Origin of the sequence: Caulifigura coniformis (genome assembly GCF_007745175.1) — a bacterium.
Lineage (GTDB): Bacteria > Planctomycetota > Planctomycetia > Planctomycetales > Planctomycetaceae > Caulifigura > Caulifigura coniformis.
In genome coordinates this window covers 962,725-981,856 of sequence record NZ_CP036271.1, presented here as the reverse complement: position 1 = coordinate 981,856, position 19,132 = coordinate 962,725, and the positions used below count along the sequence as shown (strand labels likewise).

The following is a 19,132-nucleotide window of genomic DNA, read 5'->3' as shown; positions in this document are numbered from 1 at the left end:
TCGTTCGTTGTTGATGTGGCACGCTCATCAGCGGCTGATCGCTCAAGATCGTGCCATGGTGTTCTGGCCGTCCTGAAATGCGTCACGGCTGTCGCGTTTCGACGGGGATCGAGACGGCGGGAAGTCCGCCCACGCGGACCGTCAGGGGCGAGACGTCAAGCCGTTCGTCGATCCGCAGTTGATAAACCGGCCGCTGGAATGACCGGGCGAGAGCCTGAAACTCGTCGATCAGCTGTTCCGGATGAGCGGCGGCGTGATACGTGCCGCCCGTTGTTGACGCGATGCGCTGGAGCACGTCGACGTTCGTCTCACGGCTTTGAAGAGCGACGACATGCACGGGGATCTCCGCCTGGCGGCAGAGTGTCAGCACCGCATCGACGGAGTCCTGCCGGGAGCTGTCGTTGCCATCTGTGAAAAGGACGATGGCCCGTGAGCCTGGCCTTCCCCGCAGTTCCTCGGCTGCCGTTCGAATCGCCTGGTAGAGCGGCGTTCCACCCTTGGCAGTCAGCGTTCGGATCGCCGCGGCATGAACGTCGGGATCGAACGTCCACGGAGTCAGCGGTTCCACGGTGTCGGCGAACCGCCACAGTTTGAGCCGTGAGGGATTCGCCAACTGCTCGACAAAAGGAATTGCGGCTGCCTTGAGCGCCTCGTTGGCTGCTCCGGTCGTCGAGGATGACCCGTCGAGCAACAGGGCAATGTCGACGCGCCCAGAGCTTCGATTCGTCTCGGACACGGTGACGGCGTGCAGCCGTCGCTCACCGTGATTGACCTCGAAATCCGCGCGTCTCAGGCCGCCAATCAACTCGCCTCGCGGACCGGTGACTGCGACATCCATCAGCCACGATTCGGCATCGCGTTTCAGTCCCAGCACTGTCACCCGAGTCCCCGGCGGAAGCGTCCGGCTGGCTGGTAACCGCTTCAGCGCCTCGGCTGCGGCCGTGCCGTCGAGTCCCTGCGCCACTGCGAGTTCCTGAGCGTGGGACCAGACGTCGCGACATAGGGCCGGATCGGTCTTAAGTTGGGGGGCGAGCGACGACCACTGCGTCAGTGCTCGTGCGGCCAGACGCTGTGTGGCTTCGCGAGCGGCACGGCCTGCGGCCAGGGCCACGTCGCGGTCGCTCGTCAGTGACCGGGCCTGGGATCGGGACGCGTCGAGTTCCTCTGTTCGCTCCCGAAGCTCGGACGTCCGAGCGTCGAGGCGATCGGCGGTCTCCTGTCGCCGTCGTTCCAATTCGGCGTGAGAGTCCTGGAGCGTCCGCTGTTCCAGGTGAAGGGCGGCCAGTTGTTGCTGTTGAGCGTAGAACATCCAACTGAACGCGGAGCCCACGGCAAGCAGACCAAGGAGGCCGGTCACGATGAGGAGGTGACCCGTCGATCGCCGCCCGGGTGTCGGGAAGCGTCGAGGAGCGATCTTGGCGGGCGAGCCCGCTGAAGGGCGTTGAGGAATATGCGTGGACATGAGTCGATCCTTTCGGAGGTTGAGAAAAGGGACGGCGGTCCGCCGTCCGGTTATCACTGGTGGCCGTTGGCCTGAAGGTCTGCCGCTTCGCCGTCAGCGGGCAACACGTCTGGAAACACGATGCGGTTACCGACGACACGAGCGCCGAGCCGGTCCAGGCCCAGAAATCCGTCAACCGAATTGAGCGGCGACAGCGGGTCGTCTTTGGCCACCTTGAGGTCATGCCCCGGCAGGCCGACGAACAGTTCGCCAACCTTCGAGAACCGCCTCAGGCGGATCTGCATCACCGTCGCACCGAACGCCAGCGTGTCCATGAACACGACCTTGGCGCCCGGAAGCACCTTCAGAATCTCGGCCTTCAGGTCCTTCTCCGTGCGAGGCGCCATCGGGGGCAGTGCAAAGATCGGACGCGAGGCGCACTGCGTGGGCTGCGCCCCGTGCGGCGGGCCGACGACGTCATAGGCCCCGTTCACGATGGTGCGGGCCAGAACGTCCAGGCGGTCGCTCTTCGAATGGACGATGTGAGCCAGCCCTTCGGCGTCGATCACGCCGGCCAGGCCGCACAGCCGATCCAGTTGCTCATGGACAGGGAGCCCCGGCAGTCGGAGCAGATGCGGAAAGGCGTTCTCCAGCAGCTCGCACGCGAAATACTGCGGCACCTTGACCAGCGAACCACGAGGGATGAACCGATCGAGAACCTGGTCCACATTCGAGATGATGCTGCGGTGATGCGTCAGCTCGCGGCGCGTGGCCTCCAAAGCCAGGCCGAGCGCTCCGGCCTCGGCCGTGCGAACATGCAGACGATCGCTCAAGTCACGCAGGTCTCGAATGTCTTCCTGCAACGCGAGTCGACGGCCGCTACGCCTCCACCGCTTTCCCTGCTGGATGAAGCTGTGGTTGGTCCGGATTGACTGCTGCAACGCGCTCGCTTCGGTCGTCAGCACGACCAGGTTTTCGCCGACCCAATCAGCCTCAGACTCCAGATGGGCACGGAAGGTCTCCAGTAACCGGAGACGATCGACGAACTCGTCGAGCCGATCCGGTGTGCGGGAGAACTCATCGCGCAGATAGGCCAGCTCGAACTCGCCCCCATGAGCACCGAGCGCGAACAACCGGAAGCGGTGCCGTGAGGACGGTTTGCAGATGGCCGCGATCAATTCGTCGGTCGTCAGCTCCTCATTCCGACCGATCAGGCTGTCGATCGGTTCCTGGTTCAACGGAACACTAAGGTTGTCCCACCGCAAGCTGTCGAGCAGTGCCGGATTGGGCTGGATGTCGGCGAACGCCGCGCGGAACGTCGGCAGGAGGTTGAATGCGACCTGGGGCGCGAGGGCGTCCTGGTCGATCCCCTCCATGAAGTCAACCTCCCGGCTGACCACGCCACCCAGCGGACCGTCGTTGAGGTCGTTCGGCTCGATGACGCTGAAATACTGGTCGATCTGGCGGCAGTTCATCATGGCCGCGTCGAGCAGCGTGAATTTCGTCCGACGCTCGGCGTCGTCCAGGAAGGGCGTCAGCTCGTGCAGCAGGAGGTGCTTGGTGACAAGGAGGTTCTGGTCGTCTCCCACGCCATCGATGAGATCGTTGACCATCGACAGCAGCGATGCGGCGCCATTGGGCCGCGCGCGCTTGGCAATCTGAACGTAAGTCAGCGACTCCAGGGCATTCGTGTGGACGCTGATAACACGTCCACACGTCTCCAGTTGCTGAACCGCAGCGGCGAGGATCGGCCGATGTCCCCCGTGAAAACCGGCGCCGCCGGTGCTGCCGAGAACGTCGATCCGGATCGATTTCAACAGCCCTTGCGTGCGAACAATCGCTTCGTTCGGCAGGGAGCGGAGGAACTCCGCGATATCGGGACGCGCGATCGTCTCCAGGGCGGCGGCGTGGGCGTTGGCTGCACGTCCGCCGAAGCCTTTTCCGTTGTTGCTGCTGCCGGTCTGTTGAGACGCCTGCCGGACGGGTTCGGCACTGGCGCGATGCAGCATGCGGGTGGTGGTCCCGCTTCCCATCGCGATCGCGTGATAGGTGAGCGAGGGGTTTCGCTGTCGAAACTCCGTCAACTCGCAGTCGTTGTCGACCAGCACGATGCAGGCGTTGGGAAAGCGTGCGTAGTACCGAGCGAGCTCAGCCTTGGAACCGCCGAATAGAAAGACCAGCCAGAAGACGGCATTGTCGATCGGTGTGCGAATGGGACGGTCGGCGTAGCGAATATCGAGAGACATGAAACGACTCCTGGAACACAGAGGGAAACGGAGCGCGCCCCTACGGCGGGGCACGCCGGAACTTGGAGAATTCAGAAGCCTGCGACCGGTCAGTCGGCAGACGGAAAGGAGAGCCGCGGCGTGACCAGGTCGGTGGCCGGCAAGAGCGGCAGGGACGCAACGGGAGCAAACGCGACAGCCGTGTCGCGAATCTCAGTCGAGAAGCGGTCGACGTCGGGTTTCTCGGCCAGGTAGACAAACAGGCTGTGCTTCGGCAGAACGCTGGGCACAATCTGCTCGCCCTCGAAATAGCCCACGGTCAACGGAGCCTTCGAGATCGCGATCGGATACTGAAACATCTCAGTCGGCAACGCCTCGCCATTCAGCGGCAGGCAGAGCACCGCTGCCTTCAGATGACCCGCATGGAGTTCCGAGAGCGCCTTCCGGCACCAGGGGGCCGAACGTTTCGTGTGGCCCGCCGCGACCCAGGCCGTTCCGGGCCATTCGGTCGATTCTGCGAGGCCGTCATCCTCTTTGGCGTAGTTGACTTCGGCGATCCGCGGCGCGTTGGGCGACGAGTGCGAACAGGGGTCGCATTCGATCCCCTCCAGGATCCGCACCATGGCGTCGATGACGGTCGCGGATGTCAGCCACTCATTGGCGTCACGACGTGCGATCTTGTTCGGCGTCTGGAAGAATTCGGCGCAGAGCCGCCGGAACTCCTTCGGCGAGTTCAGAAGCTCCTGCATCGCGGCGGCGTCGTGCGGGTGACCGTGTTCTTTCAGGAACGCGACGAACGCTTCGTACTTCGCCATGTACCGCTGCGCCGTGCGGACGCTGAGACCGAATTCGCCTCGAAACGTTGTCTTGATCCACTTGTTAAAGCTGCGGGGGTAGTAAGGGCGCACCTCGCAGAAGCCGAACCCGCTGGCAATCGCGTGCAGGTCCGACTCCAGAGTCCGCCCCAGGCAGAGGCGGTGGTGCTTACGGATCTGCAGGCTGCGATCGTGCAGCCAGTCGACGTCAGGGTTGTCGGCTTGGGCGGCGGGAATCATGATTTCTGCGGGCCCGCAGAGCAGTTCGAGGGGAGGAGCAAGAATCAGCTCCTGGGACGGGGTTTCGGGCGACATGTTCGGAACTCCTGAGGGGGATGGCGTCTTCCTGCCCCTCCGTCCCGAACGGCCCGGCGGATCGAAAAGAGAGAACGTGTTTTTTCTGCAAGTTTTCTGAAATTGTTCCACCAGTCTGAAAAGCCGCGAGTGTGATGTCCGAACGCACGATCACCGATGTCCTCCAGGGCGATCTCAGCGACAACGACAACATTCGCTGGCTCTACGACCAGCTGATTGCGGAGGTCGAGGCCTCGGTCGAAAAGCACCTCCCAGAAGAACTCAACAGCCGAGTCACCGCGAGGGCGATGGCGGAAACGTCGTTGCGTCGAGCCATCGAGCGTGCGAAGCGAGACCAAGCCTATATTCAGAGTTCTGATGTGTTTCGCGCGCTGTTGTTCCGAATCGCCCAGCGCGTTCGGTGCAATGCGATTCGATACGAGAAGGCGAAACAACGGGATGCGCGGCGCGATGTCGGTGGCTCAGACGCGGTGGTGCACGTCACCCGAGATGTGATCGCTCCCGATGAAAAGGCGGCGATGCGAGAAGTGGTCCGGGCCACGATCAGCGAGCTGCTCAATGAAGACGAGATCGAGCGAATGCTGCACAATCTGCTCGGGTTGGTCGTTGGCATGAACGCCGCGGAGATCGAGGATGTCCTGAGCCGTCACCCGGAGCGATTCAAGGGCTATCGACAACCGACAATCCGGTCCCAGATCAAGCGGGCTCGAGACCGAGTCCGAGAAGCCGTGAATCCCGAGTAAGCTTTCCACCTGGTTCCGCGTTCGTCGCTCCGATGCTGACACCGGCGCAGCTGTCCGATCTGGCTTTTCGTTTTGATGAACGACTGGCCGTCGATCCCGACGAGCTTCCGATCGATCTGCTGCCTGGTTCATCACAGCCAGTGGAGCGTTCGCAGGCCGCAGCCTTGATGTTGGAGATCGCGGCGGCCTGTCATGACTACGATCTCGGCTGGCTGCATCAGTGCTGGACGAGTTCAGGTCTCGATGTGAGACCTGAGGATCTGATCGCCAGCCTGAGAAATCTCTTTGAGTCCCGGGTCGAAATGCGACACGGTGTCGCATGGAGCGACATCGAAGTCTTTGGTTTCCCAGCGGAGGACCTTGAGCTCTCCCGTCCCATCGACCGGGCCTTCCTTGGACAAGTCCTTTTCGGAACTTGGCGTCTGGAGGAGCGAGTCGCCTCCGGCGGCGTGGCCGTCGTCTACCGAGGAGTGTCGTTGACGGATGGTTCCGTCGCCGCCGTCAAGATTCCACGGAGGGGAACGGATGACAAAAGCGATAGCGAGTATGCCGACCGGATTCGTGAGGAGGCGGCGATCCTGAAACAGGTCGCGGGAGACGGCGTGCCGCGGCGGCTCGATTTCCAGGAGGCGGAGTTCGGTCCAGTTCTCGTCATCGACTGGATCGATACGGAGGGCGGCCCAGGTCTTCCGCCGCATCTCGATCAGGGTTCACAGTTGAGGCTGATCGTCCAGACGGCTCGGTCTCTCGATCGACTTCACCGTCAAGATCTGATCCATGGAGACGTGAAACTCGAGAACATTCTGGTTGATCGGCAGCAGCGGGTGTGGCTCACCGATTTCAACATCAGCCGGGCTGCTCCCCCGGACCAGAACACCGACGGTCCGCTGCCAGGAACGCTCGGGATGATGAGCCAGGAATCCCTCGTCGGCGTCGCGGCTGACGCGGGGGTCTCACAGGACATCTACGCGTTGGGCGTCCTGTTGTACGAACTGATTGCCAGTCGTCCCTTCGTACGGGCCGCCAGTCGCGAAGAGGCCCTCGTCGCTTCGATTCTCATGGGCGACGTTCACGAACCCGAGTTCCCTGACGAAACGTCCGAGTTGCTAAAAACCATCTGCGGGACGGCGACAACACGGCACGTGGACCGGCGATTTGCAACAGCGGTCGATTTCGCCGACACGCTGGAACACTACCTTGAGGCAACGCTGGCCAAGGAAATGATTCCGCCCCCGCGTCGCCGACTGATTGCGTGGCAGTTTGGAACGTCGCTGGGGCTCTGTCTGACGCGGCTGCGAACCATGCAGGAGGCATTCGCGGCCACACGCGAACTCGATCCATCCGACAAGCTGCCAAGACCGGTGCGCGATCGGATCGGTTATGGGATGGGCGTCGCCCTGGCCGCAGAAGATGCCCAGAGCGCAGTCGAACGGCTGAGCTGGGAGCTGCCTTCGCCACCAGACATCGAGGGACTAAGAACGGCGGCGTATCGCGCTCCTCACCTGCGGGCCTCCGATCTTCCGGCACTGGAAGAGTCGCTCGATGCGGTCGAGGTTTGGTTCCGCACATTGTGGCGGGGTATCGAGCAGCGGATCACACCAGAGCAGCCACGAGAAGCCTTGATGGCGACGGTGGCGCTGCAGTCCCGATTTGCGCCGCGGTCGAAAACGGCCCGGGCGACGTGGCGGCTGTTGGCGGAGCAGACCGGTTTGCCGGAAGTGATTCGCGCGTCATTCGCGGGCCGGTTCGACGACCTCCAGGAGGCGGAGGAATGGCGGTCAGCCCTGATGCGACTCGACTATGACGTCGGCAAATGGTTGCGCTACGATGAACCGGCAGATGATGTGCTGCCGTCCCGCAGCTGAGTGAGGGGCGTTGGATGGTCGGAACAACCTTCAGGAAGTGAACTGGCGGACGATGTGGGAGTCGAAGCTCCTCGCACCGCCCGCACACGATGCCTTCAGTTCGCGATGCGGTGGCAATGCGAGCACCAGACGACCGACCGCGGGCGGCAACCGAGGCCGAAGAATGCAACAAGTCGCTGCCACAGGGACGGCGCCTGTCGTTTTCGGTGGGGCCGCGTCAACATCCGCCGGATTTCCGGGCTGACAACGACTCGTTGCTCCAGCATCGACGTCTCGAAGCGATGAGACATCTTAGAACCTCCTGCTCTCAATTCCTTTCGAATCGGAGTCAACCTTTGGACCATCCAACGGCCTCCAGCGCTCCCGCCCGTGATGCGCGAGAGATCCCGAGACCGCGGGTGAATCACAGATGGCCCTGCTCGCGAAGCCAACCAGCGATGGCGATTTCGGCAATCTCCTGTTGGGAATTCGGCGTGCGACGGGCGAGTTTCTGTTCGAGACAGGCCCGACGCAGTGCGTCGGCCGTCTGGGGATTCAGGCGGATCGTGAGCGGAACCTTGATCGGGCCATACAGCCCGACCGGTTCCGGCGTGAATTTGATGTCAGCCTGACGCGATGAGCTTCGCGGTCGGTGCGGCCGTCGTGTTCTCGCCGTGGCATGCTCGGGTTTCGATGTTCCCGGCGTTTCAATCTCGGCCACCGGGGCACTGGAGACAGACGTCTCAACGTCGAAGGTCAGTTCCGATGTGGAGTCTTCAACTTCTGGCGAGGGCGCTTTCCCCGTGATGAAGGCCAGCTTGTCGGACGACAATCCCATCGCCTGACTCAATCCTCTGCGATCAACCATTTCCCACCTCCCTGTTCACAACCATTTGTTCCTGCAATTTCCTGATACGTGTACCCAAGAGCTCATCGAACAACGCGTCGATCTCGGCGGCGGACGACGCGGCGCGACGTCCCATGCGGGACACGACGGTCCCCTGCTGCGGTGCGTCACGAAACGCCTGGAGATCACGAACGGACGTCCGAGCGACCGTCACTCCGAGCGACAACGCCGCTTCTTTCAGATCACGGCTGATGGAATCCCGGCTCTTCATACGGTTCAGGATCAGGACGCCCTCAGGGCGACCGCCATTCAGCTGCTGGGCGTAGCGAAGGGTGTTCGTGGCCGTCTGAACGCTTCGCAGGTCGAGGATGGAAGGCGTAATCGGCAGCAACGCCACATCCGCCATCATCATCGCCGCGCGTGTCAATTCATCGAGCCCGCCCGGAGCATCCATTACCAGGAGATCGCCCTGCTCCGAGGCAATTTGGACCTTTAAGAGGCATTCCTCCGGCGTGTCAGCGATGTGAACCGTGATGTCGGGGGCGACTTCGGCGATCCAGGCGGCCGAGCTGCGCTGCGGGTCGAGATCCAGAACGCAGGTTGAAAAGCCTCGGTCGCGGAGCCACACGGCCGCGTGCACAGCCAGCGTGCTTTTGCCGACACCACCTTTGGAATTTGCGAAGACGAGTTTCATGCCCTCTGGCATCTCACGCCGCCAGCATTCCGGCAAGAGGCTTTTTCACGCAGGTTGTCATTCGACTGACCGGCCGTCGGGAAACGTGTTCAGGAACTCTGCCTGCATTCCCGGTACGCAGCGGCCTGGTTGTGCGTCCGGCTCCTCGTCCAGTCACCTTTGCTCACGGCAATCTTGATTGCAGGCCATCATGTCAGCATGACGTTTAGACAGCATGCCAGATTGTTGAGCGGCCGAGCATCAACCTGGGCAGCGGTCCAGGCGGCAACGCCACTGGCCAGTCCGCACGAAAGTGCTTGCTCCGTGGAAAGCGGCGCGATAAGCCTGAACTTCAAGTCGGTTGAAGCGGAATCGTTCTCCATCCGATGTGCATCAGATGCCGATGTGTCGAACGGGGCCCTCGGAACCGGGACTCAGGGCAGACTTTGGAACGAGCGGAGTTCCGGGCCGAATTGCGAGTACCGGGATCTGAGACAGACTTCACGTGATTTCAGGCCGGGATTCAGGGCAGCAGGACCGGGACTGAGGGCAGGGATTTCGCGGGATTGACAGCAGCCAAATGCCGGGGCGGACGGCAGACTTCGAGGGCAAACTACCGGGATGCGAGGCAGACTTGGCCCCTGATTCGCCTATCATTTCGGGGGTTTGGCGGGGGGCAAAGATCTGTTAATAAAGATCATCAAAGAACAACAACAGACGGTTGTTGTTCTTTTGGACGAAGGAACAACGGAAGGGATTTGTGGGCGAGACAGAACGGGCCAATCTCAAGACGATCGAGTTCGACGACTCGAACCGGACGCTCGGCACCGACGAGCTGAATTTGGCCGAGTTTCCGCTCGCGGCGTGCGGACACCGCACGAATCCCAATCAGAAGACGCTGACGTTCGAAGATGAGATCTTCGACGAGGGCAATCAGCAACTGGTGCATCGCAAGCTGATTATCTCGGCCAGCGATGCTTTCGGCCTGCCGACGCCCGTCGACAGCGACGTTCTGCTGGTCCTGATGCATCTCACGAACTGCCGGACCCGGTTCCAGTCGCCGACCGTGTCGTTCACTCGGTACGAACTGGTGAAGTTCCTGGGCTGGGACAACTCCGGAAAATCCTATCGCCGTCTCGAAGAATCGCTGCAACGCTGGGCCAGCGTCACACTGTATTACAACCGGGCCTGGTGGGACCGCAGTCACCGACGCTGGAAGAGCCAGACGTTCCACATCCTGGAATCGCTCGATCTCCGCGGCAAAGAAGGGCGCAGTGGCCCCTCCGATGATGGGCAGTCGACGTTCTCGTGGAACTCGATGCTGTTCTCGTCGTTCCAGTCGAATCACCTCAAGCGGCTCGACCTCAACACCTACTTTCGACTGCAGATCCCGGCGGCCCGTCAGGCGTACCGGTTCCTCGACAAACGGTTCTATCGCTCCAAGCGATTCGAGATGGATCTGCGGGTGTTTGCCTGTGAACACGTCGGGCTGGGGCGGAACTACGACAGCGCCCAGCTCAAACGCAAGCTGCAACCGGCCCTCGAAGAACTGGAGTCGATCGGGTTCCTGGTCCCGGAGCCGACTCAGACGCGGTTCGTTCGCCGTCGCCACGGGGAATGGACGATCTCGCTCCTGCGGCAGTCGAAAGGCGACGCCGTCTCGGCTGTGGCCGAATCCCAGGAGCCACTCGTCGTCGAGCTGACCGATCGCGGTCTCCGCACCAGCATGGCAGCGGCGTTGGTTCGGGAGTTCCCAGCGTCACGCATTGCCGAAAAGATCGAACTCCACGACTGGATGCTGGAGCGGAAAGATGCCCGGATCTCCCAGAACCCGGCGGGGTATCTGGCGGCCGCCATTCGCGAGGACTACCAGCCGCCCAGGGGCTTCGTCACGAAGGCCGCCTGCGACGAGCGAACACGGAAGGCCCAGCAGCGACGACTGGCCGAACAGAAGACGGCCGCGGCGGCGGTCGTCGATGCCGACGCCCATCAGGCGGCCATTCGAGCCTGGGACGAAGCGTCATCGGAGCAGCGGGCCGTAGCGGCCGAAGCGGCCCTGGCGACCGGCGATTCCGAAGCCGTCGCCCAGTACCGCAAGCTCGAAAACACCCCGTTCGCCGAGATGCTGCTGCGGCAGATCGTCATCAGCCACTTCAAGACGCTGGCCTGAGCCGCCGGTCTGCAAATGCGACAGGGCTGTCGCATTTCGCGGGTCCGGCGATTTGAGTAGCGATCGGCCCCGCGCTACGCTCGTCCGGTTCGGCGGGGATAGGCCGAACGACTGTCAATGGTCGTAAAAGCTTTGATGAGTGCCTTTGGTCACGAGACAGCACCCGGGAACCGATCACCAATCGGCGAAGGGGACGGAGATTTACCACCGTCAGGCTGTCTGCTGTAGAGCTGGATGCATCGAGAGGTGCTTGTCCAGATCGACGGAGGCTCGCTGAAGTAATCCTGGTCACCAACCAGTCCAATCTCAGCGTTCTATCCGATACTGACAGCGGCGAAGGGCCCTCCACAGAGCCCGTAGCCGCCGAACGTGGGCGATGCGGGAAAACTTCGGTCCAGCGATGTTCGCTGGCCGGAGCCGTCATGCTCAAAGCGGTGGGAGGCTAATGGCCTCGAATCCGTAACGAGGGGCTTCGGGCGAGAACCGTCCGTTGAACCCGTCTGGCGTGGGGAGCCAGCGTCGTGGTGACACGACCTGCCGGAGTTGATCACTCCGGGGACCGATGGCAAATCCATCGGCCGTGAAGAGCTCAACCATGAAAGGCCCGGAAGGGCTTGCCAGTGAGTTGCTCAAGAGTCGATGCCGAGACAGTGAGGGAGGGCCGACAGGCCGTCCCTCACGGCGACACGCTTTCCGTCGAGCGATACCCGGGAGTTTCTACGTTTTGCCCGGGGAAAGGCGGTCCAAAGTGGCCGCGTGAGTGCGACACCCTGACGGGTGCACGTGCGACGGAGGGTTCGGGGGATCACACCCCCTCAGCCACGAGACTTGAGCGATGAAGTGCAGGACGAACGCAGGAACCTCTCAGGCTTCCGGCCTGGTAAGCCGGTGCCCTGCTGATGTGCAGGGTGACAACAGCTTGCGGTGCTCCGTTCGCACACCTCTGACCGGTCTCCGGTCAGTCCGTGCGAAGAGCGGAACACTGTCGAGTGAAACGCCTGATGAGGGGGAGTGTGTCCTGAGTAGGAGTCGACCGAGGGACTTGCGGGAGCAGGTCCTGACGTTGAGCGGTGCATCGGGCAAGGCAGTCCGATCCCGTGAGTTGGCCGACCGGGTGGTGCCGGGGCAGAGGAACTCCACGAAAGGGATGACAGCAATGGGTGACGAAGGCAGGAACGAGGGGAATCGCGTGAGCGACACCTCGTGCCGTTTCCTTGGTGGGAAGCAATGCGGTGAAACCAGACGTTCACGGGAGTGAGCGTGTGCTTTCGCAGCGAATTGACGGTGAACAGGACCGGTGTGCCTTGCACCCGGTCGGTTCACCGAGGTTTTGAGCAATGCGGTACGCCTATGGAATTGGCGGCGTCGGAATTGAAATGTAGTTCCGACGCCAAGTCGACGAGTCTTGTCCGCTTTCGGAGGTTTCAGTCAAAGGACGAGGTTTGTCCGTTGAGGTTTGCGAATTTGGTTCGCTGAAGGGTTTCAACGTCGGGGCTTGGCTGAGGATCAAGCCCCTTCTTCTGAGCGGCTGCAGTTTGGCCGTTCAGCAGGAGGAGACGCGCATGGACTATCGATGTGAGGCCACGAGCCTGGAAGGCTTCGTTCAACAACTGGCAAGCAACATCTTGCCGCACGGATACTGGTTCTGGGTGGGTGGGTACGTTCCTGATGGCAAAGATCCGCGAGCCATCGATGCGAAGCTGATCGAGAAGTACGGCGTCGACCTGTCCCGTCAGCAGCGGGCCCGCCGCAAGCTGGTCGGTCATGCGAACGTTCATTACCTCCGATACGGGCGCCACTGGGTCCTACTTGCGACGAAGGGGGAGCACCCGTTCTTCGCCGAGGAGGCCGACAACATCCGCGACGCCAGGAAGTCACCGATCGCTATCGAAGGTTACTCGCTCTCCGTGAAGCAGGGGGGCTTTCTGCGGAAGGACGACGCCGACGGGGAACCGGTGGCGGACGGGAAACGGCGGGTCCGGGTGCAGATTGCCCGCGAGCGGTTCAAGGACCTGCGGGCCGATCTCCTGAGCGTGGCCTGTCGCCGGTCGGCGGAAGAGCTGTCAAAGCTCCTGTATTCGGTCCCGTTTGAGCCCTACGCTCCGGTTCGGCGGCAGATGCTGAACATCCTGCGGCTGGTCAACGAACAACGGGGCGAGGCGGGCCTGTCGAAACTGCCGACAACCGTGCTGCGGTATAAACGCCAGATCGTGAAGCCGTTCGAGGTCATTGATCGCGGCGAGTGGTTGCCGCAGGGATCGACAGAGGATGCCCGTTCGGCGATGAGCGTCTGACGAAGACTCAGGGGAGTCTTGCGATGTGGGATAGGAGTAGGAAGAGCGTCAACAAGATCCACGACGGTGCCAGGACGAGCGGCAACGGCCAGCGGATCAGGCCCGACAGGTTCAGCACCAAGAGGGTGATTTGGAGTTCGATGAGGCCCATGGGAAATGGGGGAGAAGGGAAGAGCGGCCCCTGAAGGAGCCGCGGTCTCCGCGTGATTAGGCCGCCATCGCGGCCGGTTCCGAAGCCAGTTCCGGCTGCTCCTGAGTGTTCTCCGCAATCCACTTCGTCGTCTCGGTGACGACGTGCAGCAGGGCCTCCTGATTGGCTCCGAAGAAGGACCTGGAATAGCCCGTCTTCCCCGTCTGGGTCTTCCAGCTACGGCTGATCGTGAAGTCGTAGTAGGCGAACCCCGACGGGCTCTGCCGTTTCCAGATCGAGGCGGCAATCGCGCCCTGGCGGATCACCTTTGCGGGCTCCACACTCGCGGTGTCTTGATCCTTCGTCGTCTTCTTCTTCGTGGTCGATTCTTCGGTCATACAGCACCTCCGTGCACATAGGTTGATGCACCGAGACTGCCATGAATCGCACCGCTACTCAAACAGCGTTCTGTGGCCATCGGGCCCCTGACGTGGGCCGGTGGTCAATGGAGGGAATGGAACTGGATGTCGCCGTCCCCTGAGGACTCAGCCCACTCGCCAGTTCAGCAGCATCAGGTCCGGGATCCAGGCGAAGTGCGGCGTGTTGCCGCTGACCAGCGGCCGACCGTGGACCAGGGCCGTGGCGGCGATGATCAGGTCGGCATCGGACCGGGACTGGCCCATCTGTCGAGCCAGCGCCCACAGACGGGCGGCCCGGGTCAGCACGGCGTCATCGATCGCCAGGATCTCGGACCGAGCACAGAAGGCTTCGAACTGGGCGATTTGAACAGCGGCCCCTTTGCTGGTCAGACCGCGTAGGACTTCATACCGGGTCAGCGCCGAGAAACTGAACCGCCCATGCTCGTCGAGATAGGCCGCAGCCTGCGCGACAACGAGCGCGTTCTTCTGTTTGAGAACTTCCGAGAGCGTATCGGTGTCGATGAGAACCGCAGGCGACATCGATTACTCGGTCGCGCGAGAAAGATCGGCGCGGCTCAGAATGACCTCCTCCAGGTCAGCTACTTCCTGGTCATTGAGCCCGGAGAAGACATTGCACCAGTCCGGAAGCTTGGGAGTCGATCCCGTCGACTTGGGTGCCAGCGCTTGACCGCGGGAGTATTGCACGACGATCACCAGCTGCTGGTCCGGCGTCAGCTCGTGGCCGACCAGTTGCTCAGCCGCCGAGCGGTCGACTTCGGGGAGGTCGCGGACGTTCCGGATGATCGTTTCCATGGGGGTATTCTACCACGACTGACAACTAGCAGGCCAGAACGATGTGCAGGTGCTTGGAATTCCGGATGGGCATGGAGGGGAGGGCCCTCAAATTAGAATCCGCTCGACCTCGTCCAGGCTGACTTCGTCGCTGGTTCGGTCATACAGTTTCGTCGTCCGGGGCGATTCATGCCCGGCCAGGGCCTGGGCCTTTTCGATCACGCCACCATTCGACAGGTAGACGGTGATCCCCGTCGCCCGGAACGTGTGGCAGCAAACCCGATCAGAGAGGCCAGCCGTGCGAGCCCGGCGTTTGACCATCCGCAGGGCGTCCTGCCGCGACATGGGCTGGTTGGTTAGTTCCCCGCTCCTGCCGCGGGCCGTCCGGTAGAGGGGAGAGTCGGGGGCGTAAGTATGACCTGCCGCGGTGAGGTAGGCGTCCAGATACTCGACCGCCGTGTGGTGGGCCGGGACCTCGTGGAACTTTCCCCCTTTCTCGTGGAGCCGAATCCAGGACCGTTTGCCGATCTGGTAGTAGTCGTCGACCTTCATCCCGACGACCGGACTGACGCGGCCGAACGTGAAGAGCATGGTGGCGATGAGCGCCCGGTCGCGGAGCCCGATCAGCGTCGACGTGTCGATGCTGTCGAGCAGTTGCCTCGCTTCGTCGGCCGTAATGACGGGTGTCTTGCCCCGTTTGACGATGTGCTTCGGTCCGCGGACTGAGGCGGCGGGATTACTGGCAATGATTTGGCCCGTGACGAGCCAATCAAGACACATTCGGATCGCGGCCAGGTGCTGCTTCACAGTCGGCGGCGCGTAGATCGTCGCCATGTACTCGATGTAGGCCGCCACATGGATTGGCTCGATCAGGTCGAGTGAGCCGTTCTGATCAGCAACCCAGGCAAGAAAGTCAGACACGGCCCGATGGTAGACCTCTCGCGTGTTACGGTTGCGGATCTGAGCAGTGAAGAACTCCAGGAAGCGCCGGGCCGCCTTGGCCCCAGAGGCACGAATTACAGCTGGCAGCCGCAACGTCGACCGAGAAATGGGGAGCGGAGTTCTTGAAACGGTTCGGCGACTTGTCATTCCGTGACGGTGGATCGTGATTCAGAACGTCCTTTATGGATCGGAATGCGGGGATGCGACAGACGCCATTTTTACAGGGATTGATTGTGGGTCGGAAAAGCTTTACATGGCCGGACACTGGGTCAATGAATTGTCGCCTGACCCTCAGAACCAGAGCGTCAAATGTCGTGTCCTCGATCGAATGGCTTGTGGGACCGTCAAGTTGTTTGCTGGATTCAACAAATGGAATCAACCATCTGCTACATGTGCGATCTTCCGAGCACATCTCGTGAGCACGTTCCTCCCCGATGCCTCTTTCCTGAGTCGAAGGATGTTGGGAAGGACTATCGGCAGAATCTTCTGACAGTGCCCTCCTGTCACGACCACAACAGCGGAAAGTCCGGGGACGATGAATTCCTGATGGTCAGTCTCGCTGGCATCATCGGCAACAACTCAATCGGATACGCTCACAAGTTCACAAAGGTGAATCGGGCGATCTATCGCAGTTCGTTTTCGCTATTGAATCGAGCGATGGGTAACCAGAAATGGTCAACCATCGAATTCGGGCCGAACAAGTTCATAGACGTCGTCTGGGGAACCCCTGACTACGAAAGGCTGCTGAGGTGTTTTGATCGAGTCGCCCGCGGTATCCACTTAGCCCATTTCGGCCGCACATTTCGAGGGACAACGAAGACGGTACTTGGCTACGTTCCCAGTGATTCACCGAATCCGGCAGAGTTCCAACGCTTTGTTCGCGACAAGGTTGGACTGGAGCTGCAAGGCAAACCTCGACTCGGGCGTAATCCAGAGGTATTCAACTTTCAGTTTACTGAGCCCGACCAGTTCGGTGTCTTCTTGGTTCACCTTCAATTCTACGGCGGACTCGACGTGTACGTTGCCCTGATGCCTGAGGGAAGTCGACTGCCCGGAAACATCGCAATGCAGCTGATCGACATGGGTATCCAAACCACGATTACCCTCGGTGAGAAGGAATATCGGTTCAATACCGAGACCGGTGCTGACGATTCACGCTTTTCATCCTGAAGCCGAGAGGCAAACTTCTCGACAACAGGTGACGGTCGGCAGGCCTTCCCAGCGCGATCTCCTCCGGGCGCTACTGTTGACGAGGATCGGCGGCAGAGTCACAGCCAGAAAAAGATGGAGGCTCGATGGCGTGCAAAGCAGAACCTCCCTCATCAAACCGCGACAGACTCGTGAGCCTCCGCTGGAAACTCGGTCACAGCGGCTACGGCCTTCGGTTCCTCCTGAAGTTGCAACAAGATTGCCGTCGACACTCGCTGGATGTGCTCCAGTGATTGCTGCAACAGTTCCTTGTCACCCGCATACAGCCGAATGTAGTCGCTCGACCGGGTTCGACTTTCGATCCCACTCGCCTGACAAACAACAAAGGCCACCGCTTCCGCTTCCGTCTCTCGAACCGTCTTCGTCGTCTCCTTTCTTCGCTCCCCGCGATGCAACAGTTCATGGGCCAGTTCGTGAGCCAGGACTGAAAATGCTTCGGCTGGCAGCAACGTCGGAAGCACCCGAATGACGCCCCCTTCCGAGACGCCCAGGGCGCCCCCTGAAATCGGCTCATAGTTCAACTCGATGCCGTAGCCTCGAATCACATCTTCGAGTCGCTCCAGCCTGTCACCCGGATCTCCGTTCACCGCGGCAAACTCTGGCAGCGGTTTCCCGTCGGTCTGGCTGACATCGAACACGTAGGCCACCTTAAATCCGGCAACCCGCCGTGATGGCTTCTCGGGATTGTCTTCGTCGGCCGGGGACTGGTCCTCCCCTCTTTCCTCCTCCGCAGTGCGTTTCTTGCGAAACGCCAACGGAGCAAGGATCGCAATCCCCTTCTCGCCCGACTTCACGAATCGGCCGAGCTGTTTCCAGCGCTGAAACCCGGCGACATGCGTGGCATCGGGACGCTGGAGAACAATCCACATGCAGTTGCCGAAGGAATACTGGTGGAACCGGGACATCGTCTGGAGATAAGCCGTCAGCTGTTCGCTGTTGCCTTGCGCCAGGGCTGCCACGAGTTCCTCGAACGCCGCTGTGGCACGTTCCTGAATCTCTTCACGTGTGGTCATGGGAATGGACTTTCTGGGTCAGGAAAGCTCCGAGAGAGAGCCTTCGGGAAAGAACAGGACGCACTCGACGATCGAGCCGCGTCCAAAACCGTGGAATGCACGCCATCGGTCTCCGACCTGGCCGCAGCACGGCGACGTCGGAGCCGACGGGCAGTTCCCGTCTACCCGGAAGCCAAATTGTCAGACCGCTGAAAGAACAGGGCCCAGGAAAGAAGAGAGGCGGGAAGTGCGTGCTGACAAAACCGTCAGATCAACAACATCAATTACCGCCGGGACGTCGTGGCCGCCGTTCTTGGGGAACGGTCGGAACGACGATCGGACGCAGGGGCCTTCTCGTTCGCAGCATCGTCTCGTTCGTGCGCCAGTTTCTCGTAGATCCAGGTGTGAGCCTGATCCGCGAGCTTGGCGACGAGCGGCAGGTCATCACGGCCAAAGGAGCTGGTTGTCTCCCACTGGTCGTCCTGCTTGTAAATCCGGAGAAAGGTGACGTTGTAACGCGTCCCCTGTTCCGTCGGATTTGCCCAGATCGCAGCTTTACATTTCCCCAACCGAATCTCATGGATAGGTCGATCGTTCGCCATCGGAAACTCCTTGCGGGTCCAACTGAGAATGAAACCTTCCACGCGCTTCCGCCTCTCGGTCAGGCCGCTGAACGGACTCACCGAGCAGGGCGGATCGGCCTGCTGACAGAGTTATGGAGGGACCGTGTCCCCGCGTGCTCTAACTCAATTTGAGTAGCGGCGGCCGCTGTGGCAGGCTGTCATGGTCCAGTGAAGCGGAGTCAGGCTCTGGGGGGACCCAACCTGGCAAGGAATAGCTGGATCTCGCGTCAGAGAGGGGCGAGCCCGGGCGCAGGATTTCTCGCCCGGGCCGCCTCCCCTCGTCTGTTCGTCTCCCCATTCGATCGAAGTCAGGGATACTCGCGAACAGAACAGTCCAGAGGACGAGGAACCTGGATTCTCCGGCGTGACGCTGTGGCGATCGGTCTGGACCCGAGAGGTTTTGGGCAAGCGGTTTTCGGCTTGGGTGAACGTGTGCCGACCAAACACGTCCACATTCATTCCAGGAACACTCTCTGATGCGAGAGGTCCCTCGGAAAATCCCGGGGGCCGGGGCAGAGCCCCGGGAAGAAGCTGTCCAGAGAAAGTATTCTTCGTGTCGATGGACAATCGACGCTGCCGTTCTGACGTAACACTTGGCCGGTCGGCAGTGTCCATACTCACTATTGTCTTCCCACTTCGTGACGGCCGACGGCACCCG

Annotated in this window: 17 protein-coding genes; 5 read left to right on the top strand and 12 right to left on the bottom strand. The window is 61.4% G+C overall.

Annotated features, from left to right (window positions below; genetic code table 11):
- Positions 1-82: 82 nt before the first annotated feature.
- The 3 genes from Pan44_RS03920 to Pan44_RS03910 form a co-directional block, all read right to left on the bottom strand.
- Positions 83-1,462, bottom strand: a complete 1,380-nt coding sequence (locus tag Pan44_RS03920; RefSeq protein ID WP_145027452.1) for a vWA domain-containing protein — start codon at positions 1,460-1,462, stop codon at positions 83-85.
- Between the two features lie 53 nt (positions 1,463-1,515).
- Positions 1,516-3,687, bottom strand: a complete 2,172-nt coding sequence (locus Pan44_RS03915; protein WP_145027451.1) for a hypothetical protein — start codon at positions 3,685-3,687, stop codon at positions 1,516-1,518.
- An 89-nt stretch (positions 3,688-3,776) separates the two neighbouring features.
- Complete coding sequence (locus tag Pan44_RS03910) at positions 3,777-4,796, bottom strand: hypothetical protein (protein ID WP_145027449.1); 1,020 nt, start codon at positions 4,794-4,796, stop codon at positions 3,777-3,779.
- Positions 4,797-4,930: 134 nt separating this feature from the next.
- On the opposite strand from Pan44_RS03910, the gene Pan44_RS03905 reads away from it, so the two are divergent.
- Positions 4,931-5,539 carry an RNA polymerase sigma factor gene (locus Pan44_RS03905; protein ID WP_145027447.1) on the top strand — a complete coding sequence of 203 codons (609 nt, stop codon included), beginning with the start codon at positions 4,931-4,933 and terminating at the stop codon, positions 5,537-5,539.
- A gap of 32 nt (positions 5,540-5,571) precedes the next feature.
- A complete protein-coding gene (locus Pan44_RS03900) occupies positions 5,572-7,404 on the top strand; it encodes a serine/threonine protein kinase (RefSeq protein ID WP_145027444.1) in 1,833 nt (610 codons plus the stop codon).
- 95 nt (positions 7,405-7,499) lie between these two features.
- On the opposite strand, the gene Pan44_RS03895 is transcribed toward Pan44_RS03900, so the two are convergent.
- The 3 genes from Pan44_RS03895 to Pan44_RS03885 form a co-directional block, all read right to left on the bottom strand.
- Positions 7,500-7,694, bottom strand: coding sequence for a hypothetical protein (locus tag Pan44_RS03895; protein ID WP_145027442.1), 195 nt, complete (start codon positions 7,692-7,694; stop codon positions 7,500-7,502).
- A gap of 113 nt (positions 7,695-7,807) precedes the next feature.
- Entirely contained in the window at positions 7,808-8,251 is a 444-nt protein-coding gene (locus Pan44_RS03890) for a hypothetical protein (protein ID WP_145027440.1), read from the bottom strand.
- On the bottom strand, positions 8,244-8,924 hold the full coding sequence (locus Pan44_RS03885; RefSeq protein ID WP_315861125.1) for a ParA family protein: 681 nt from the start codon (positions 8,922-8,924) through the stop codon (positions 8,244-8,246). The genes Pan44_RS03890 and Pan44_RS03885 overlap by 8 nt, the downstream gene beginning before the upstream one ends.
- Positions 8,925-9,663: 739 nt before the next feature.
- Here Pan44_RS03885 and Pan44_RS03880 point away from each other — a divergent pair.
- Together Pan44_RS03880 and Pan44_RS03875 are read left to right on the top strand one after the other, a co-directional pair.
- Positions 9,664-11,073, top strand: coding sequence for a replication initiator protein A (locus tag Pan44_RS03880; RefSeq protein WP_197453832.1), 1,410 nt, complete (start codon positions 9,664-9,666; stop codon positions 11,071-11,073).
- Between the two features lie 1,562 nt (positions 11,074-12,635).
- The gene (locus tag Pan44_RS03875) at positions 12,636-13,367 is read left to right on the top strand and encodes a hypothetical protein (protein ID WP_145027434.1); all 732 of its coding nucleotides are present in this window, start codon (positions 12,636-12,638) and stop codon (positions 13,365-13,367) included.
- A gap of 207 nt (positions 13,368-13,574) precedes the next feature.
- Here the strand turns inward: Pan44_RS03875 and Pan44_RS03870 are convergent, their stop codons facing one another.
- The 4 genes from Pan44_RS03870 to Pan44_RS03855 form a co-directional block, all read right to left on the bottom strand.
- Positions 13,575-13,895 carry a hypothetical protein gene (locus tag Pan44_RS03870; RefSeq protein ID WP_145027432.1) on the bottom strand — a complete coding sequence of 107 codons (321 nt, stop codon included), beginning with the start codon at positions 13,893-13,895 and terminating at the stop codon, positions 13,575-13,577.
- A 147-nt stretch (positions 13,896-14,042) separates the two neighbouring features.
- Positions 14,043-14,456: a type II toxin-antitoxin system VapC family toxin gene (locus tag Pan44_RS03865; protein WP_145027430.1), complete on the bottom strand. Its 414-nt coding sequence runs from the start codon at positions 14,454-14,456 to the stop codon at positions 14,043-14,045.
- A 3-nt stretch (positions 14,457-14,459) separates the two neighbouring features.
- Positions 14,460-14,729: a hypothetical protein gene (locus tag Pan44_RS03860; RefSeq protein ID WP_145027427.1), complete on the bottom strand. Its 270-nt coding sequence runs from the start codon at positions 14,727-14,729 to the stop codon at positions 14,460-14,462.
- An 87-nt stretch (positions 14,730-14,816) separates the two neighbouring features.
- The gene (locus tag Pan44_RS03855; RefSeq protein WP_390620597.1) at positions 14,817-15,629 is read right to left on the bottom strand and encodes a tyrosine-type recombinase/integrase; all 813 of its coding nucleotides are present in this window, start codon (positions 15,627-15,629) and stop codon (positions 14,817-14,819) included.
- Between the two features lie 390 nt (positions 15,630-16,019).
- Here Pan44_RS03855 and Pan44_RS03850 point away from each other — a divergent pair, with 390 nt between their 5' ends.
- Positions 16,020-16,820: a hypothetical protein gene (locus Pan44_RS03850; protein ID WP_145027423.1), complete on the top strand. Its 801-nt coding sequence runs from the start codon at positions 16,020-16,022 to the stop codon at positions 16,818-16,820.
- 152 nt (positions 16,821-16,972) lie between these two features.
- Here Pan44_RS03850 and Pan44_RS03845 read toward each other — a convergent pair whose 3' ends face one another.
- Both Pan44_RS03845 and Pan44_RS03840 read right to left on the bottom strand, forming a co-directional pair.
- Complete coding sequence (locus tag Pan44_RS03845; RefSeq protein ID WP_145027421.1) at positions 16,973-17,872, bottom strand: ArdC-like ssDNA-binding domain-containing protein; 900 nt, start codon at positions 17,870-17,872, stop codon at positions 16,973-16,975.
- A gap of 263 nt (positions 17,873-18,135) precedes the next feature.
- Complete coding sequence (locus tag Pan44_RS03840; RefSeq protein ID WP_197453830.1) at positions 18,136-18,453, bottom strand: hypothetical protein; 318 nt, start codon at positions 18,451-18,453, stop codon at positions 18,136-18,138.
- Positions 18,454-19,132: the final 679 nt, after the last annotated feature.

Bases quoted from the DNA above. Each gene is read 5' to 3' on its own strand.
- Pan44_RS03920 (WP_145027452.1), bottom strand. From the start codon at position 1,462: ATGTCCACGCATATTCCTCAACGCCCTTCAGCGGGCTCGCCCGCCAAG.
- Pan44_RS03915 (WP_145027451.1), bottom strand. From the start codon at position 3,687: ATGTCTCTCGATATTCGCTACGCCGACCGTCCCATTCGCACACCGATC.
- Pan44_RS03910 (WP_145027449.1), bottom strand. From the start codon at position 4,796: ATGTCGCCCGAAACCCCGTCCCAGGAGCTGATTCTTGCTCCTCCCCTC.
- Pan44_RS03905 (WP_145027447.1), top strand. From the start codon at position 4,931: ATGTCCGAACGCACGATCACCGATGTCCTCCAGGGCGATCTCAGCGAC.
- Pan44_RS03900 (WP_145027444.1), top strand. From the start codon at position 5,572: ATGCTGACACCGGCGCAGCTGTCCGATCTGGCTTTTCGTTTTGATGAA.
- Pan44_RS03895 (WP_145027442.1), bottom strand. From the start codon at position 7,694: ATGTCTCATCGCTTCGAGACGTCGATGCTGGAGCAACGAGTCGTTGTC.
- Pan44_RS03890 (WP_145027440.1), bottom strand. From the start codon at position 8,251: ATGGTTGATCGCAGAGGATTGAGTCAGGCGATGGGATTGTCGTCCGAC.
- Pan44_RS03885 (WP_315861125.1), bottom strand. From the start codon at position 8,924: ATGAAACTCGTCTTCGCAAATTCCAAAGGTGGTGTCGGCAAAAGCACG.
- Pan44_RS03875 (WP_145027434.1), top strand. From the start codon at position 12,636: ATGGACTATCGATGTGAGGCCACGAGCCTGGAAGGCTTCGTTCAACAA.
- Pan44_RS03870 (WP_145027432.1), bottom strand. From the start codon at position 13,895: ATGACCGAAGAATCGACCACGAAGAAGAAGACGACGAAGGATCAAGAC.
- Pan44_RS03865 (WP_145027430.1), bottom strand. From the start codon at position 14,456: ATGTCGCCTGCGGTTCTCATCGACACCGATACGCTCTCGGAAGTTCTC.
- Pan44_RS03860 (WP_145027427.1), bottom strand. From the start codon at position 14,729: ATGGAAACGATCATCCGGAACGTCCGCGACCTCCCCGAAGTCGACCGC.
- Pan44_RS03850 (WP_145027423.1), top strand. From the start codon at position 16,020: ATGGAATCAACCATCTGCTACATGTGCGATCTTCCGAGCACATCTCGT.
- Pan44_RS03845 (WP_145027421.1), bottom strand. From the start codon at position 17,872: ATGACCACACGTGAAGAGATTCAGGAACGTGCCACAGCGGCGTTCGAG.
- Pan44_RS03840 (WP_197453830.1), bottom strand. From the start codon at position 18,453: ATGGCGAACGATCGACCTATCCATGAGATTCGGTTGGGGAAATGTAAA.